The organism is Rhizobium album, from assembly GCF_003122325.1.
Lineage (GTDB): Bacteria > Pseudomonadota > Alphaproteobacteria > Rhizobiales > Rhizobiaceae > Metarhizobium > Metarhizobium album.
Genome location: NZ_QFBC01000007.1, coordinates 236394 through 252923 on the forward strand (window position 1 = coordinate 236394; position 16530 = coordinate 252923).

15 protein-coding genes are annotated in these 16530 nt (G+C 62.3%); 6 read left to right on the forward strand and 9 right to left on the reverse strand.

Annotated features, from left to right (window positions below):
* Nucleotides 1–11: 11 nt before the first annotated feature.
* Nucleotides 12–1193, reverse strand: coding sequence for an acetyl-CoA C-acetyltransferase (locus DEM27_RS17385; protein ID WP_109459505.1), 1182 nt, complete (start codon nt 1191–1193; stop codon nt 12–14).
* Between DEM27_RS17385 and DEM27_RS33615 the strand changes: the two genes are divergently transcribed.
* Nucleotides 1192–1410 carry a hypothetical protein gene (locus DEM27_RS33615; RefSeq protein WP_128755523.1) on the forward strand — a complete coding sequence of 73 codons (219 nt, stop codon included), beginning with the start codon at nt 1192–1194 and terminating at the stop codon, nt 1408–1410. The two genes, DEM27_RS17385 and DEM27_RS33615, sit on opposite strands and share 2 nt — an antisense overlap.
* Nucleotides 1411–1432: 22 nt before the next feature.
* Nucleotides 1433–2005, forward strand: a complete 573-nt coding sequence (gene phaR / locus DEM27_RS17390) for a polyhydroxyalkanoate synthesis repressor PhaR (protein ID WP_109459506.1) — start codon at nt 1433–1435, stop codon at nt 2003–2005.
* Nucleotides 2006–2061: 56 nt separating this feature from the next.
* Here phaR and DEM27_RS17395 read toward each other — a convergent pair whose 3' ends face one another.
* The 4 genes from DEM27_RS17395 to mtgA form a co-directional block, all read right to left on the reverse strand.
* The gene (locus DEM27_RS17395; protein ID WP_109459507.1) at nt 2062–2469 is read right to left on the reverse strand and encodes a hypothetical protein; all 408 of its coding nucleotides are present in this window, start codon (nt 2467–2469) and stop codon (nt 2062–2064) included.
* Nucleotides 2470–2611: 142 nt separating this feature from the next.
* Complete coding sequence (gene rpmF, locus DEM27_RS17400) at nt 2612–2797, reverse strand: 50S ribosomal protein L32 (protein WP_109459508.1); 186 nt, start codon at nt 2795–2797, stop codon at nt 2612–2614.
* 168 nt (nt 2798–2965) lie between these two features.
* The gene (locus DEM27_RS17405) at nt 2966–3613 is read right to left on the reverse strand and encodes a glutathione S-transferase family protein (RefSeq protein WP_109459509.1); all 648 of its coding nucleotides are present in this window, start codon (nt 3611–3613) and stop codon (nt 2966–2968) included.
* A gap of 76 nt (nt 3614–3689) precedes the next feature.
* On the reverse strand, nt 3690–4457 hold the full coding sequence (mtgA, locus tag DEM27_RS17410) for a monofunctional biosynthetic peptidoglycan transglycosylase (RefSeq protein ID WP_109459510.1): 768 nt from the start codon (nt 4455–4457) through the stop codon (nt 3690–3692).
* A gap of 120 nt (nt 4458–4577) precedes the next feature.
* Between mtgA and DEM27_RS17415 the strand changes: the two genes are divergently transcribed.
* Nucleotides 4578–5492 (forward strand): polyprenyl synthetase family protein, encoded by a 915-nt coding sequence (locus DEM27_RS17415; protein ID WP_109459511.1) that lies wholly within the window; start codon nt 4578–4580, stop codon nt 5490–5492.
* A 95-nt stretch (nt 5493–5587) separates the two neighbouring features.
* Nucleotides 5588–6238, forward strand: a complete 651-nt coding sequence (locus tag DEM27_RS17420) for a hypothetical protein (protein WP_109459512.1) — start codon at nt 5588–5590, stop codon at nt 6236–6238.
* Nucleotides 6239–6280: 42 nt separating this feature from the next.
* Here the strand turns inward: DEM27_RS17420 and ispG are convergent, their stop codons facing one another.
* Together ispG and DEM27_RS17430 are read right to left on the reverse strand one after the other, a co-directional pair.
* Nucleotides 6281–7531, reverse strand: a complete 1251-nt coding sequence (gene ispG / locus DEM27_RS17425; protein WP_109459513.1) for a flavodoxin-dependent (E)-4-hydroxy-3-methylbut-2-enyl-diphosphate synthase — start codon at nt 7529–7531, stop codon at nt 6281–6283.
* 93 nt (nt 7532–7624) lie between these two features.
* Nucleotides 7625–8809: an MFS transporter gene (locus DEM27_RS17430; RefSeq protein WP_109459514.1), complete on the reverse strand. Its 1185-nt coding sequence runs from the start codon at nt 8807–8809 to the stop codon at nt 7625–7627.
* A 283-nt stretch (nt 8810–9092) separates the two neighbouring features.
* Here DEM27_RS17430 and DEM27_RS17435 point away from each other — a divergent pair, with 283 nt between their 5' ends.
* Nucleotides 9093–9962 (forward strand): DMT family transporter, encoded by an 870-nt coding sequence (locus DEM27_RS17435; RefSeq protein ID WP_109459570.1) that lies wholly within the window; start codon nt 9093–9095, stop codon nt 9960–9962.
* Between the two features lie 45 nt (nt 9963–10007).
* Here the strand turns inward: DEM27_RS17435 and pyc are convergent, their stop codons facing one another.
* Complete coding sequence (gene pyc, locus DEM27_RS17440) at nt 10008–13472, reverse strand: pyruvate carboxylase (protein WP_109459515.1); 3465 nt, start codon at nt 13470–13472, stop codon at nt 10008–10010.
* A gap of 119 nt (nt 13473–13591) precedes the next feature.
* Nucleotides 13592–14332: a LuxR family transcriptional regulator gene (locus DEM27_RS17445; RefSeq protein WP_109459516.1), complete on the reverse strand. Its 741-nt coding sequence runs from the start codon at nt 14330–14332 to the stop codon at nt 13592–13594.
* Between the two features lie 315 nt (nt 14333–14647).
* Here DEM27_RS17445 and DEM27_RS17450 point away from each other — a divergent pair, with 315 nt between their 5' ends.
* Nucleotides 14648–16420: a glucan ABC transporter ATP-binding protein/ permease gene (locus DEM27_RS17450; RefSeq protein ID WP_109459517.1), complete on the forward strand. Its 1773-nt coding sequence runs from the start codon at nt 14648–14650 to the stop codon at nt 16418–16420.
* Nucleotides 16421–16530 lie beyond the last annotated feature (110 nt).

The following is a 16530-nucleotide window of genomic DNA, read 5'->3' on the forward strand; positions in this document are numbered from 1 at the left end:
AAATGACAGGATCAGAGCGCCTCGACGCACATGGCGACACCCATGCCGCCGCCGATGCACAGCGTTGCAAGACCCTTCTTGACGCCGCGGCGCTTCATTTCGAACACCAGCGTATTGAGGACGCGGGCGCCGGATGCGCCGACCGGGTGACCGATGGCGATGGCGCCACCATTGACGTTGACGATCGCCGGATCCCAGCCGAGGCCCTTGTTGACGGCGCAGGCTTGTGCCGCAAAGGCTTCGTTGGCTTCCACCAGGTCGAGATCGTTGATCGACCAGCCGGCCTTTTCCAGCGCCTTGCGCGATGCCGGGATCGGGCCGGTGCCCATGACCTGCGGATCGACGCCGGCCGTGGCCCAAGACGCGATGCGTACCAGCGGCTGGATGCCGCGGCGCACGGCTTCCGCCTCGCTCATCAGCACGGTCGCCGCCGCGCCGTCATTGATGCCGGAGGCGTTGCCGGCCGTCACGGTGCCTTCCTTGTCGAAGGCCGGGCGCAGCTTCGCCAGCGATTCGAGCGTGGCGCCGGCGCGGATATATTCGTCCTGGTCGACGATGATGTCGCCCTTGCGGGTCTGGATGGTGAAGGGGATGATTTCGTCCTTGAAGCGGCCGGCCTTCTGGGCTGCTTCCGCCTTGTTCTGCGAGGCGACGGCGAATTCGTCCTGGTCCTGGCGCGTCAGCTGGAACTGACGGGCAACGTTTTCGGCGGTGATGCCCATGTGATAGCCGTAGAAGGCGTCGGTCAGGCCGTCCTTGATCATGGTGTCGACCATCTTCATGTCGCCCATTTTCGTGCCGGCGCGCAGATGGGCGCAATGCGGCGCCATCGACATGGATTCCTGGCCACCCGCCACGATGATCGAGGCATCGCCGGCAGCGATCTGCTGCATGCCCAGCGCCACGGCGCGCAGGCCGGAACCACACAGCTGGTTCATGCCCCAGGCGGTCGCCTCCTGCGGCACGCCGGCTTTCATGGCAGCCTGGCGCGCCGGGTTCTGGCCTTCGCCGGCGGTCAGGATCTGGCCGAGGATCACCTCGTCCACGTCCTTGGCATCGACGCCGGCGCGCTCCAGGACACCCTTGATCGCGGCGGCGCCGAGCTCATGGGCGGGAACGGCGGCAAACGCGCCGTTGAAGGATCCGACGGCCGTGCGTCCCGCACTGGCAATCACGACGGATGGTGTGCTCATGGAAATCTCCTCGCTTGTGCATCACTGGTTGTTGCTGAAACTGGCAAAGCTTCGTCGCCAAGTCAAACCGTCAGACGTGGCCGAAGCATTTTTCGCTGCGATCGCCAAAACGGATTTGGTCGGTTTTAAAACCATTTCCCGCATCGCACAAAGAGATTGTCACCGGCCTTCTTTTGCGCTTACATTCGCGCCGGGAGAAGCAACGTTACAATCATAACAAACGGTGCCAGGAGACGGAAATGGCGAAAAACGAAGGCCAGATCGTAATCAAGAAGTACGCCAACAGGCGTTTGTACAACACTGGGACCAGCACCTACGTGACGCTGGACGATCTGGCAGTCATGGTGAAAAGAGGCGAGGATTTTGTCGTTCAGGATGCGAAATCGGGTGAAGACATCACGCATTCGGTGCTGACGCAGATCATTTTCGAGCAGGAATCCAAGACCGGCAACACGCTTCTGCCGATCTCTTTCCTGCGCCAGCTGATTTCCTATTACGGCGACCAGATGCAGATGGTCGTGCCGAGTTTCCTCGAACATTCCATGCAGGCCTTCACCGAGCAGCAGTCGCAGATGCGCGAGCAGATGACCCGCGCCTTCGGCGAGACGCCGCTGACCAAGAACCTGCAGGTGCCGTTGCAGATGGTCGAGGAGCAGGTGCGCCGCAACACCGACATGTTCCATCAGGCGATGCAGATGTTCTCGCCGTTCATGACGCCGCCGGCCAAGGAAACCAAGAAGGCGGAAGCCAAGGATATCGACGAACTCAAGGAGCAGCTGCGCGCGCTGCAGACCAAGCTCGACAGCCTCTGATCCCCTGGAGCGTTTTGCCGGAATCTCCCTATCAGCCGCCGCCCGTCAGGCGGCCGTTACAGCCCGATGGACACATCCCGCCCGGCCGAGCGGATCGACACTGCAAAGCCGCCGATGACATCGACGAAGGCGATCGTCATGAGGATGAAGAAGATCTGCGTCGCGGCCCCGCTCACCAGCAGGAATTCGATCAGGAACGCCACGAACACCACTAGCGACATCATGTGGTTGATCAGCGAACCGGAGTTGTGGCGCGTCGCCTTGAGAATCTCGAAGAACAGCATGATCAGGCCGACGACGATCATGAGGTCGCCGAGGCTCATGGTCCATTGCGCGCCCGACAGCATCGATAGCGACAGCACGACGGTATCGAGCGAGGCAAGCCCGCCGCTTCCCATGAGTCCGGCCATGGCCAGGTTGTACAGAACCAGCGGAACGATCATCAGGGGCACGGCGGCAATCATCTCGAACGGCTCTCCTCTTCGGACGTGAACCGTTCATAACCGAAGTTGTTCCGCCTGGAAATCCGCAAGCGTGTTACGATCCGGAAAAAGCAAAAGGCCGGCGCAGGGCCGGCCTCTGATGCCTTGAAGTCGAAAGCGGCGATTATGCGCTTGCCTTCGGCGTCAGAACCTGGCGACCGCGGTACATGCCGGTCTTCAGGTCGATGTGGTGCGGACGACGCAGTTCACCGGAGTTCTTGTCTTCGATGTAGGTCGGTGCCTTCAGACCGTCAGCCGAGCGGCGCATACCGCGCTTGGACGGGCTTGTTTTTCTCTTAGGTACAGCCATTTGATTTACTCCACTTGACGGGCAAAGCACAGTTTCCAGCCAGACGCCCGGCCGAGAAAAATCATGCTTCAATCTCGGAAATTGGGCGGCTTATACATGGCCTGTACCGGTTTGACCAGTCCCTCCACGCATTTTTTCCTTGACGCCGCCGATGCCAGGACAATCGCCTCACGCCTCGTCCTCCGGAACGATCCAGGGTTCGGCAAGGGCCGCCTCTTCCCAGGTCTTCCAGGCCGGATGCGCCTTCATGGCGGCCATGTAGGCAAGCGTGGTTTCGTGCCTCACCAGATCGTAGATCTCGAAACGGTTGACGACAGGTGCGAACATGGCGTCGGCCGCCGAAAAATCGCCGAACAGGAAGGGGCCGCCGGAGCGGGCGAGCCGCTCATGCCAGATTTCCTCGATGCGGGCAACGTCCGCCGCCACGCCCTCCTGCAGCGGAATGGCGCCCTTCCTGCGCCTCATGTTCATCGGGCAGGCGTTGCGCAGCGCCCCGAAGCCGGCGACCATTTCCGCCGATACCGACCGCGCCACGGCGCGCGCCGCCGGGTCCTCAGGCCAGAGGCCCGCCTCCGGAAACAGTTCGGCGGCATATTCGACGATCGCCAGCGATTCCCAGACGGACAGGTCGCCATGCCTGAGCAGCGGCACCTTGCCGCTCGGCGAGATTTCCTTGATGCGCGGATTGCCGTTCGGGAAATCGAACGGCACCAGCACCTCGCGGAACGGCACGCCACGCGCCGTAAAGGCGATCCACGGCCGGAAGGACCAGGAGGAATAGTTCTTGTTGGCGATATAGAGCGTCAGTTCAGCCATGGCGTCTTTCCCCGGTGTTCATAATAGGACGAGCGTGACATGCGCCCGCATGCCGATCCAACGAAATGGCGTGATGTCACTCATAAAGACATTTGATGTAGTCGCCGGAACCGCGTGCCCGGCGCTCGATGACGGCGGCCAGCCGGCGCATGCCGCGGCCGGGTTTGCTGGCGACGCGGGTGATCGGGTTCGGCAGCGAAACGGCCAGCAGCGCCGCCTGCTTCTTCGACAGTTTCGATGCCGGGATCTTGAAATGATATTGCGATGCCGCCTCGATGCCGTAGATGCCCGGTCCCCATTCGGCGATGTTGAGATAGATCTCCATCAGCCGCCGCTTCGACCAGATGAAATCCGCCGAGATCGCCAGCGGCACTTCCAGCGCCTTGCGCACGAAGGAGCGGCTGTTCCAGAGGAACAGGTTCTTCGCCGTCTGCATCGGGATGGTGCTGGCCCCACGGGTCGCTTCGCCGGCGAGCGCATCCTTGACGACGCCACGCATTTCGCCCCAGTCGACGCCGCCGTGGAAACAGAACTGGCCGTCCTCGGACATCATCACCGCCTGCACGAGATTGGGCGAAATATCCTCGAAATCCACCCAGCGCCGGTCGTAACCGCGCAGCATGACGAGTTCGCCGAGCATCAGTGTCGAGACCGGATGGATGAAAGGCAGGAGATAGAGGAGCATCAGGGCATAGGGCAGCAGCATGATGGCGACCGCCAGCTTGACGAGGCCGCGCCAATGGGTGCGAAATCCTGCTCGAATCCGGGTCCAGCGGCTGGCGGGCATGGCCGTCTCCTCTGCGCGTGTCTCCGGCGTGATATCCAAGTTCACCTCGTCCCGCATGATGCCTTCCCGTTCTCATAACCTCTGGCCGGCGCCGTGGCCAGTATGCGGCAGGCTTCTTCCCGTTCCGTTTCGACGATTCCCGTTGCCAGCCCGGGGCCTGCGTGGCAAACAACCGCGATGATGACACAGCCGACAGCGTTCGAAACACGATTGGAAGACAATGCCGCCAAGCTCGTGGCGCTTCTGGAGGAGCTGCTCTCCGACGGCCCGCTGGCCGACGAGATCCAGCGCCCGCCGCGCCTGATGGCGGCGATGCGCCATGGCGTGCTGAACGGCGGCAAGCGCCTGCGCCCCTTCCTGGTGATCGAAAGCGCCGCACTCTTTTCCGGAAACCCGCAGGCGGCCCTGCGCATCGGCGCTGCGCTGGAATGCGTCCACTGTTATTCGCTCGTCCACGACGACCTGCCGGCTATGGATGACGACGATGTCAGGCGCGGCAAGCCGACCGTGCACATCGCCTTCGACGAAGCGACGGCGATCCTCGCCGGCGACAGCCTGCTGACGCTCGCCTTCGATATCGTCGCCGCCCCCGAAACGGATCTTTCCGACCGACAGAAAACCGAGCTCGTCCTCTGCCTGGCCCGCGCCGCCGGCATCGGCGGCATGGCCGGCGGCCAGATGTTCGACCTGGCGGCCGAACAGCAGGCGCCGGACGAGCAGGGCATCGTGACGCTGCAGGCGATGAAGACCGGCGCGCTGATCCGTTTCGCCTGCGAGGCCGGCGCGATCGTCGCCGGGGCGACGGCGGACGACCGGGCGCGGCTGCGGCTGTTCGGCGAAAAGATCGGCCTCGCCTTCCAGCTTGCCGACGATCTCCTCGATCTGACCGCCGACCCGGAAACCATGGGCAAGGCAACCGGCAAGGACGCCGCCCGTGGCAAGGGCACGCTGCCGGCCCTGCACGGACAGGCCTGGACGGAAGCAAAGCTCACGGCGCTGATCGCCGAAGCGGCCAATATCCTCGGTGTCTACGGCGATCGCGCCGAGATCCTGCTGGAAACCGCCCGCTTCATCGCCAATCGCCGTCACTGACGCCTGCATCCGATCGATGCCCGATCGCAAAGCCGATTGACAAGCCCGGCCGCCGGCTGAAAAATCAGCCCAGCTTATCTTCCAGCGAGGCTCCCATGGTCGATCTTTCTCCGTTCTTCCTCAATCCGCGCGATTTCCTCAAAAGCAACCTGCTGGTCATGGACACCTCGCCGACCGGCGTGTGCGGGTCGCAGACGCCGGTCCTCGGCAACTTCACCATCGATACCGACAATCGTTACGACAACGTCAAGCGCAAGTCGAAGCACTTCTGGAAAAGCGGCTACGACATCGCCGCCCTCAAGGTGAGCTGGAAGAACCAGAGCGGCAACCAGACGGTGCCGGCCATATGGCTGCCCTACGAGGCCAACCAGATCCGCACCGCCAGCCTGCCGAGCGACGTGCCTTTCATGTTCACCGCGCCGATGAGCGGCTGCACCTTCGCCATGTCGACATTCAAGAACGGTTCTGCACGGGTGGCGCACGTCAATTTCCAGACCGATGACGGCCATATCGACACGGCAAAGATGAATACCAACACCAGCGGCTTCAGAAAAACCATCGGCCGCGACGCCTATCGCACCAAGGTGCGCGGCAAGCCGGCCGCCCCCGAACGCCATGCCGGCCTGCTGATGACGGTGATCGGCGTCAACGACCGCAAGAAAGGCTGGAAGTTTTACGGCCAGCAATACGAGATGGACATGGTGGCCGGCACGCTAGAATATATCGAGCTGAAGTATCTGAATTGAAAGCCGGCTAAGAATACTCCTGAAGGGCGCCTCACGGCGCTCTTATTCGGCCGCCGTCTTCTGGCCGAAGCGCTTTTCGATGTATTCGATGACCAGCGCCTCGAAATCGGCGGCGATGTTCGGACCGCGCAGCGTCAGCGCCTTCTTGCCATCGATGAAGACCGGGGCTGCCCGGGTTTCGCCGGTGCCGGGAAGCGAAATGCCGATATCGGCGTGTTTGCTTTCGCCCGGCCCGTTGACGATGCAGCCCATGACCGCGACGTTGAGGGCTTCGACACCCGGATATTTTTCCCGCCACACCGGCATGTTCTTGCGGATGTCGTTCTGGATGTTCTGCGCCAGTTCCTGGAAGACCGTCGAGGTGGTGCGGCCGCAGCCCGGACAGGCGGCAACGACGGGGATGAACTGGCGGAAGCCCATGACCTGCAGCAGTTCCTGCGCCACCTGCACCTCGCGGCTGCGGTCACCGTTCGGCTCCGGCGTCAGCGACACGCGGATCGTGTCGCCGATGCCCTGCTGCAGCACGTAACCCATGGCGGCGGACGAGGCGACGATGCCCTTCGAGCCCATGCCGGCTTCGGTGAGGCCAAGATGCAGCGCGTGGTCGGAGCGTTCCGAGATCATCGAATAGACGGCGATCAGGTCCTGCACCTGGCTGACCTTGGCGGAGAGGATGATGCGGTTGCGCGCCAGTCCGATCTCCTCGGCCATGTGCGCCGACAGAATCGCCGACTGGACGATCGCCTCGCGCGTCACCTGCCGGGCCGACAGCGGAAAACCTTCCGCCTGGTTCTGGTCCATCAGGCTGGTCAGCAGGTCCTGGTCGAGCGAACCCCAGTTGACGCCGATGCGCACCGGCTTGTCGTAGCGGATCGCCATCTCGACGATATCGGCGAACTGCCTGTCCTTCTTGTCCTTGAAACCGACATTGCCGGGATTGATGCGGTATTTCGCCAAAGCCTCGGCGCAGCCCGGATGATCGGCGAGCAGCTTGTGGCCGATATAGTGGAAATCGCCGACCAGCGGCACATCCATGCCGAGCCGCAGCAGCCGGTCGCGGATCCGCGGCACGGCGGCGGCACTTTCGTCGCGGTCGACGGTGATGCGGACGATCTCCGAGCCGGCCCGGAACAGCGCGGCGACCTGCGCCACGGTGGCGTCGATATCGGCCGTATCGGTATTGGTCATCGACTGGACGACGACGGGGGCGCCGCCGCCGACGATCACGCCGCCGACATCGACGGCGACCGAGGCCCGGCGCGGTTTCGGATCATAATCACTGGCAGACAACATCGAGAAAAAACCCGCAGAATTCGTAATCTTTCAGGTGGATGATGCCATGGTCCTTGTCAACCGCCAATGAGCATCACTTTTTGCGGATCTGCCTCATTGGATGTTGTCGGCATGGCGGGCGAGATGCGACAACACCAATACGACGATAAAAAGCACCGGAAGTGTGGCGAAGATGATCGCAAAGCCGGTATGTTCGGCAATAAAGCCGATCAGCGACGGCGCAAACAGCATGCCGGAGTAACCGAGGAAGGTCGCGACCGAAATGCCGACGCCCGGCGCCAACCCCGGCATGTTGCCGGCCGCCGAAAAGGCGATCGGCACCATGTTGGAAATGCCGATGCCGGCGATGGCGAAACCGACGATGACCAGCATGGCATCCGGGGCCAATCCGGAGATCAGCATACCGACGATCGCCATGGTCGTGCTGATGCGCAGCGTCAGCACCGCACCGAAGCGGTCGCGGACGAGGTCGCCGGCAAAACGCATCACCGCCATAGTCAGCGAGAAGGCCGCGAAGGCAAAACCGGACAGGGTCACGGAGGCGCCGAGTTCCTGGCGCAGATAGAGCGCGCCCCAATCGAGGATCGCGCCTTCCGGCACCATGGAAAACAGCGCGACGATGCCGATCAGCCAGGGCAGCGGCGTCATCGGCAGCCTGGCCTTGCGCTTTCCTTCGCTCGGATGCGGCGCGTCGACAAAGATCATAGGCCAGGCGCCAGCCAGCATGGTCGCTGCCGCAATCGTCAGGATGACCGCATGCGTCATCGTGCCGAAGTGGGAAATGAGAAAACCGCCGGCTCCCGCACCGAGCAGGCCGCCGAGACTCCAGAAGGCGTGGCAGGACGACATAATCGAGCGGCGCATCGATTTTTCGACCTCGACGGCGTTCGCATTCATGGCGACGTCCATGGCGCCGGCAAAGCCGCCAAAATAAACCATGGCGAAGACGCCGAACCAGGCATTGCCGGCCAGCGTTACAAACAGCAGCGCCGGCACCAGCATGATCGCCAGCACCTTGACCACCGAAGCCGAGCCGTGGCGGGCGATCTGCGCCCCACCGATCGGCATCATCACCAGCGAGCCGATGCCGAACATCAGGATCATCAACCCAAGCTGGCCCTCGCTCAGTTCCAACCGCTTGGCGAATTCAGGAATCTTCGGCGCCCAGGATCCGACCATGAATCCATTGATCAGGAACAGCAGGGAAACGGCGATACGGCTTTTCGGAAAAAAGCCGCCAGCCCGTTCGGTCGTGGACGACGTCGTCAAATTATCCATGATCTCACTTCCTATAACGTTGCCGGACTTTATTTAAATCGATTAAATTTGCAAGATCCAACCGAAATGCCACCGTCACGTTTTGTTTCCCGCTGTTAAGCCAGTCTGATTCGGGCCGGTTTATCGCCAGTAGAATCGCTCAGGACAACTGTCAAATCTCACCTGCAAGGGCAGGTTCTGACAATTGACAGCGACACCGCCATTGACCAAGGTGCCGCCGATTTTCGACTTCATTCCCCTTCCGGCATCCCGATTTCCGGGGTGCCTACCGTATGGTGCATCCGTGAAAAGTTCGATCGGTCTCGGCATTCTGCTGACCAGCCTCGCCTATTTCCTGTTTACCGGCCACGACGTCACCATCAAGCTGCTGGTCGAAACCATGTCGGTCTGGCAGATCCTGTTCTTCCGCACGGTCACCATCCTGCTCGGCTGTTTTTTCGTCGGGCGCCTGGAACTGGTCGACAACATCGTCCATTCGCCGATCATCAAGCCGATGGCGATCCGCAGCATCCTGCTTCTCACCGCCTGGCTGTCATATTATACGGCGGCCCGCCACCTGCAGCTGGCCGAACTGACGACGCTTTATTTCGCGGCTCCTGTCGTTGCGACCGTGCTGGCGATGATTTTCCTCAAGGAAACGGTGTTCTGGCCGCGCTGGCTGGCCGTCGCCGTCGGTTTCACCGGCGTGGTGATCGCCAGCAACCCGACGGGACTGACCCTGTCGCTGCCGGTCTACCTGACGCTGCAGGCCGCCGTGCTCTGGGCGAGCGCCACCATCCTCCTGCGCAAGACGGCGATGGCGGAAAAGAGCATCGTGCAGATGACGATGTCCAACCTGTTTTTCCTCGTCATGACCGGGATCATGCTCTTCTGGCACTGGAAGACGCCCGATCTCCAGGAAACGATCCTGCTTGCCGCCACAGGCATCATCGGCGGGCTGGCGCAATTCGCCTTTTTCGAGGGGATGCGGCGGGCGCCGGTCTCGGTGCTCGCGCCGTTCGAATATACATCGCTCGTCTGGGCGTTTTTCCTCGGCTACCTGATCTGGAGCGATATTCCGAGGCCGGGCGTGGTGGTCGGCGCGACGCTGATCGTCTTCGCCGGCTTGATCATCATTGTCAGCGAGCGCCTGCGGCAGCGCGCCGAAGCATGATCCCGGCCGGCAAAAGCCGCCCGGGATCATAAAGAACGTCAGCGATCAGGCGCCGTAGACGACCAGCAGGTCCTTGGCGTCGATCTGGTCGCCGGCGCGGACGAGAATTTCGGCGATCGTGCCTTCCTTTTCCGCGTGGATCGCCGTTTCCATCTTCATCGCCTCGATCGACACCAGCACGTCGCCGGCGCCGACCGTCTGGCCCGGATTGACGAAGACACGGCTGATGACGCCCGGCATCGGCGCGCCGACATGGGCGGCATTGCCCACGTCCGCCTTACGGCGCGCGGCAGCGCCCGTGGCGCCATGCGCCCGATCCGGCACCTTGATGCGCCGCGGCTGGCCGTTGAGTTCGAAGAACACCGTCACCATGCCCTGGCTGTCGGTCTGCGAAATCGCCTGGTTGACGATGACCAGCGTCTTGCCCTTCTCGATATCGGCAAACAGCTCCTCCCCGTCCTTCAACCCGTAGAAATAGGCGGGCGTCGGCAGCACGGAGACCGGGCCGTAGGTATCCGAAGCCAGCGCAAAATCGGTGAAGACCTTGGGATACATCAGGTAGGAGGCGAATTCGAAATCGCTGACCGGCCGCTCCAGCTTGGTCTCGATCGCCTTGCGCTCGGCATCGAGATCGGCCGGCGGCAGCAGCGAGCCGGGCACGGCGGTGTAGGGCTCCTCACCCTTCAGCGCCTTCTTCTGCAGCGCTTCCGGCCAACCGGACGGCGGCTGACCGAGATCGCCCTTGAGCATCGACACCACCGATTCCGGGAAGGAGACGTCCTTGTCCGGATTGACGACGTCGGCAACCGTCAGATCCTGGGACACCATCATCAGCGCCATGTCACCGACGACCTTGGAGGACGGCGTCACCTTGACGATATCGCCGAACATCTGGTTGGCGTCGGCATAGGCTTGCGCCACCTGGTGCCAGCGGGTCTCCAGCCCGAGCGAACGGGCCTGTTCCTTGAGGTTGGTGAACTGGCCGCCCGGCATTTCGTGCAGGTAGACTTCCGAAGCCGGCCCCTTGAGGTCGCTTTCGAAGGCGGCATACTGGTTGCGCACCGCTTCCCAATAGAAGGAGATGCGGCGGATCCACTCCGGATCGAGGCCCGGATCCCGCTCCGAACCGCGCAGAGCCTCGACGATCGAGCCGAGACAGGGCTGCGAGGTGTTGCCGGAAAGCGCGTCCATCGCCGCATCGACCGCATCGACACCGGCATCGACGGCCGCAAGCACGGTGGCGGCGGCAATGCCCGATGTATCGTGGGTGTGGAAATGGATCGGCAGGCCGGTTGCCTCGCGCAGCGCCTTGAACAGCACCTTTGCCGCAGCCGGCTTCAGGAGGCCGGCCATGTCCTTGAGCGCGATGATGTGGGCGCCGGCCTTTTCAAGCTCGACGGCGAGGTTGGTGTAATATTTCAGATCGTATTTCGGCCGGGCCGAATTGAGGATGTCGCCGGTGTAGCAGATCGCCGCTTCGCAGAGCTTATTCTCCTCGGCGACGGCATCCATCGACACCCGCATGTTCTCCACCCAGTTCAGGCAGTCGAAGACACGGAACAGGTCGATGCCGCCCCTGGCGGCCTGGCGGACGAAATATTTGACGACGTTGTCGGGATAGTTCTTGTAGCCGACGCCGTTGGCGCCGCGCAGCAGCATCTGCAGCAGCAGGTTCGGTGCCGCCTCGCGCACCAGCGCCAGTCGCTCCCACGGATCTTCCGTCAGGAAGCGCATCGACACGTCGAAGGTGGCGCCGCCCCAGCACTCCAGCGACAGGAGATTCGGCAAAGCATGCGCATAGGTGCCGGCGATACGGGCGATGTCATGGGTGCGCATGCGGGTGGCGAGCAGCGACTGGTGGCCGTCACGCATCGTCGTGTCGGTCATCAGCACGCGCTTTTCATTGCGCATCCACTCGCCGAACCCCTTCGGGCCGAGCGTGTCGAGCAACTGGCGCGTCCCGTCCGGCACGCCGTTGCCGTTGGTGTAGGGCACGATCGGCTTTGCCGCATCTTCGGAGGGACGTGGACGGTCCTTGGCTTCGGGATGACCGTTGACCGTGACATCCGCAAGATAGGTGAGAAGCTTGGTGGCGCGATCCTGGCGCTTGACCTGCTGGAACAGCTCCGGCGTCGAGTCGATGAACCGCGTCGTATAGCTGTTGTCGCGGAATTTCGGATGACCGATGATCGCTTCCAGGAAGGTCAGGTTGGTGGCGACGCCGCGGATACGGAATTCGCGCAGCGCGCGGTCCATGCGGGCGATGGCTTCCGGCGGGTTCGGCGCCCAGGCCGTGACCTTGACCAGCAGCGGGTCGTAATAACGGGTAATGATCGCCCCGGCATAGGATGTGCCGCCATCGAGACGGATGCCGAAACCGGAGGCCGAACGATAGGCGGTGATACGGCCGTAGTCGGGAATGAAGTTCTGCTCGGGATCTTCCGTGGTGATGCGGCACTGCAGCGCGTGGCCGTTGAGGCGGATGTCCTCCTGGCGCGGCACGCCCGATTCCGGCGTACCGATGGCGAACCCTTCGAGGATATGGATCTGTGCCTTGACGATATCGATACCGGTGACGACTTCGGTGACGGTATGCTCGACCTGGATGCGCGGATTGACCTCGATGAAGTAGAATTTTCCGGTATCGGCATCCATCAGGTACTCGACCGTGCCGGCGCCGATGTAGTTGGTCGCCTTGGCGATCTTCAGCGAATAGGCTGCCAGTTCCTGGCGTTGTGCTTCGGTCAGGTAAGGCGCCGGCGCACGCTCGACGACCTTCTGGTTGCGGCGCTGGATGGAGCAGTCACGCTCGAACAGGTGCACGACATTGCCATGCGTGTCGCCGAGGACCTGGCTTTCGACGTGGCGGGCGCGCTCGACGAGCTTTTCGAGATAGACTTCGTCCTTGCCGAAGGCGGCCATGGCCTCGCGCTTGGCTTCCGTCACCTCGCGGGCAAGGTCGGCTTCGGCGCGGATCGCCCGCATGCCACGGCCGCCGCCGCCCCAGGATGCCTTGAGCATCACCGGATAACCGATTTCGGCGGCCATCTTCTTGACCGCCTCCATGTCGTCGGGCAACGGCTCTGTTGCCGGCACCACCGGCACCCCGACGGAAATCGCCAGGTTGCGGGCGGCAACCTTGTTGCCGAGCTGGCGCATCGTCGCCGGCTTCGGGCCGATGAAGATGATGCCGGCCTTGTCGCAGGCGTCGACGAATTCCGGGCTCTCCGACAGCAGGCCGTAACCCGGGTGGATGGCATCGGCGCCCGAAAGCTTGGCGACGCGGATGACTTCGTCGATCGACAGGTAGCTTTCGATCGGTCCGAGATCGCGCGACAGATGCGGGCCGCGGCCGACCTGGTAACTTTCGTCCGCCTTGAACCGATGCAGCGCCAGCTTGTCCTCTTCCGCCCAGATCGCCACCGTTTTTATGCCCAGTTCATTGGCGGCGCGGAAAACGCGAATAGCGATTTCGGATCGGTTGGCGACAAGGATCTTGGATATGGACAAGGCGGTCTCCTCAAACAGCGCAAGCGGGATCTATGTTGCACCCGCGAAATAAATCCATAATCGCTTGCGTGGGGAAGTCAATTTTTCCTTGCCGGCCTCATGTCAAAATTGTGGCGACGTCAGGAAATCAGACCCTGGCGAAAGGCAATGGCGACCGCATGCTGCCGGTTGCGCGCACCGAGCTTGTCTTGAATACCATTCATGTACCAATCGACCGTGTGGTTCGATATTTGTATTATCCTACTGATTTCATTGGAAGTCATTCCGCCGGCTAGGAAATTCAGCACTTCCATTTCCCGGCGTGTCAGATGCACTTCGGGGGTCGGCACCCATTCCAGCTCGCAGGCCTGGCCCTGCAGTTCCAGGAGGCGCCACACGGCCTTCTTCGCAACCGCATCAAAAAGCGCGATCTCCGCGGGAGAAAGATCGAGCGCCTTGCCGCCGACAACAACATGTCCCATCAATCCGCGGCGCCCGTGGACCGGAAAGACGTAGCCATCGGCCAAGCCGAAATTGCCCGCCTCGACCATCATCCGATCCATGCGCTTGCGGTGCGGATCGTTGCGATAGGCAAAAAGCGCATCACGCCATCGAAACGCCCGCTGCGCCTGCATCAGGTAGCGTTTCACCGGATCGATCAGGCCATATTTCCTGGACGCATAGATATCGAGCCATCGATCCGGCCAGCGGCCGGCAAGCACTCTTTCCACCGGGTCGCCGCCGGAGCGGGAATTCAGCACCAGGGCATAATAATCGAAGCCATATTTCCGCGAGATGTCCTCGACCTGCCGGACAAGCTGTTCGCCCGTCCGGCATTCATCGATCAGCACCAGCACTTCGAGAAGGGAATTTATGGCCACACCCTGCTTTTGGAGCGGCCTCCCGGGATTGTCCTTACAGAATCTTGTTTCCATATACTTCCCGAGCGCGGTTGATCAGATAGCAAACTATATTCACTTAACTTTATGTATAACGCTAGTTGCTAGATCTAGCAGTATTTTCGCCTGAGACGATATATTCCGCCTCTTTTTGAAACCGCTCCAGCAAACCCGCCGCAGCTCCCGGAAGAAAATTGATGCGGCGCACAATGGGAGCGGCAACTGTTAATCCTGAGTTCAGGTAGGGTTCGTTACCCTCTGGGCCAAACTCGAACACCGTGCCCACGAGGAAACGACGTGTCTCTATTTCAGGTCTATGCAAGAGCGTTGCGCTATCTCGCAACGTACCGGCTGCGCGTGTCGCTGATCGTGATCGCCAACATCGTGCTGGCCGCCATCACCATCGCCGAACCGATCCTGTTCGGCCGCATCATCGATGCCATCTCCTCCAAGGAGCCGGTGTCGCCGATACTGATGATGTGGGCGGCATTCGGTGTCTTCAACACCATCGCCTTCGTTCTGGTCGCCCGCGAGGCGGACCGGCTGGCGCACGGGCGGCGTGCGTCGCTGCTGACGGAAGCTTTCGGCCGCATCATCTCCATGCCTTTGTCCTGGCATCACCAGCGCGGCACCTCGAATGCCCTGCACACCCTGCTGCGCGCCAGCGAAACCCTGTTCGGCCTGTGGCTGGAATTCATGCGTACTCACCTTGCCACGGCGGTGGCGCTGGTGCTGCTCGTTCCGACCGCCCTGTCGCTGGACTATCGCCTGTCGGCCGTCCTCATCGTGCTCGGCATCGCCTACTGGTTCATCGGCCGACTGGTCATGAGCCGCACGAAGGAAGGCCAGGCTGCGGTCGAAAACCACTACCACACGGTTTTTTCGCATGTCAGCGACACGATTTCCAACGTCTCCGTGCTGCACAGCTACAACCGTATCGAAGCCGAAACCCGGGCATTGAAGGGTTTTACCGAAAAGCTGCTCTCCGCCCAGTTCCCCGTCCTCGACTGGTGGGCGATCGCCAGCGCACTCAACCGCATGGCCTCGACCATCTCGATGATGATCATCCTCGTCATCGGCACGATCCTGGTGCAGCGCGGCGAGTTGCGCGTCGGCGACGTGGTTGCCTTCATCGGTTTCGCCACCCTGCTGATCGGCCGCCTCGACCAGATGCGCGCTTTCGCCACACAGATCTTCGAGGCCCGCGCCAAGCTGGAAGACTTTTTCAAGCTGGAAGATTCGGTGCGTGACCGCGAAGAACCAGCCAATGCCGGCGAACTCGCTGCCGTGAGCGGCACCGTGGAATTCCGCGACGTGTCCTTCGGCTTCGCCAATACCAACCAGGGTGTGCACAACGTCAGCTTCACCGCCAAGGCCGGCCAGACCGTTGCCATCGTCGGCCCGACCGGCGCCGGCAAGACGACGCTGATCAACCTGCTGCAGCGCGTGCACGAGCCGCAGAACGGCCAGATCCTCATCGACGGCACGGATATCTCCACCGTCACCCGCAAGTCGCTGCGCCGCTCGATCGCCACCGTGTTCCAGGATGCCGGCCTGCTCAACCGCTCGATCCGCGACAACATCCGCATCGGCCGTGAAAACGCGACGCAGGAAGACGTGGCCCAGGCCGCCGAAGCCGCCGCTGCCGCCGACTTCATCGAAAGCCGCATCACCGGCTACGACACCAATGTCGGAGAACGCGGCAATCGCCTCTCAGGCGGCGAACGCCAGCGCATCGCCATCGCCCGCGCCATCCTCAAGGACGCACCGATCCTGGTGCTCGACGAGGCGACCTCGGCGCTCGACGTCGAAACCGAGGAACGGGTCAAGGTCGCCATCGACAACCTGCGCCGCGACCGCACCACCTTCATCATCGCCCACCGCCTGTCGACAGTGCGCGAGGCCGACCTGGTTCTCTTCCTCGACGAGGGCCGGATCGTCGAGATGGGCGGCTTCCAGGAACTCAGCCAGAGCAACGGCCGCTTCGCCGCCCTGCTCCGCGCCAGCGGCATCCTCACCGACGACGAGGTCCGCAAGGCCCACGCCGCATCCGAGACGGAAGCCGCGTAAAGCGGAAGGACCGACACATAGACGCATTGAAACGGGCGGCCGCAGGGCGGCCCGTTTTGTTTTGCGGAGGGCATATGATCCATGCGCAGGCTGGCAGGGCGCCGTCTGAA

What these genes read in the sequence shown, in the direction of transcription:
- phaR (WP_109459506.1), top strand. Translation starts at nt 1,433, where the DNA reads ATGGCGAAAAACGAAGGCCAGATCGTAATCAAGAAGTACGCCAACAGG.
- ispG (WP_109459513.1), bottom strand. Translation starts at nt 7,531, where the DNA reads ATGTTGTCTGCCAGTGATTATGATCCGAAACCGCGCCGGGCCTCGGTC.
- DEM27_RS17405 (WP_109459509.1), bottom strand. Translation starts at nt 3,613, where the DNA reads ATGGCTGAACTGACGCTCTATATCGCCAACAAGAACTATTCCTCCTGG.
- rpmF (WP_109459508.1), bottom strand. Translation starts at nt 2,797, where the DNA reads ATGGCTGTACCTAAGAGAAAAACAAGCCCGTCCAAGCGCGGTATGCGC.
- DEM27_RS17385 (WP_109459505.1), bottom strand. Translation starts at nt 1,193, where the DNA reads ATGAGCACACCATCCGTCGTGATTGCCAGTGCGGGACGCACGGCCGTC.
- DEM27_RS17430 (WP_109459514.1), bottom strand. Translation starts at nt 8,809, where the DNA reads ATGGATAATTTGACGACGTCGTCCACGACCGAACGGGCTGGCGGCTTT.
- DEM27_RS17415 (WP_109459511.1), top strand. Translation starts at nt 4,578, where the DNA reads ATGATGACACAGCCGACAGCGTTCGAAACACGATTGGAAGACAATGCC.
- DEM27_RS33615 (WP_128755523.1), top strand. Translation starts at nt 1,192, where the DNA reads ATGGAAATCTCCTCGCTTGTGCATCACTGGTTGTTGCTGAAACTGGCA.
- mtgA (WP_109459510.1), bottom strand. Translation starts at nt 4,457, where the DNA reads ATGCGGGACGAGGTGAACTTGGATATCACGCCGGAGACACGCGCAGAG.
- DEM27_RS17395 (WP_109459507.1), bottom strand. Translation starts at nt 2,469, where the DNA reads ATGATTGCCGCCGTGCCCCTGATGATCGTTCCGCTGGTTCTGTACAAC.
- DEM27_RS17420 (WP_109459512.1), top strand. Translation starts at nt 5,588, where the DNA reads ATGGTCGATCTTTCTCCGTTCTTCCTCAATCCGCGCGATTTCCTCAAA.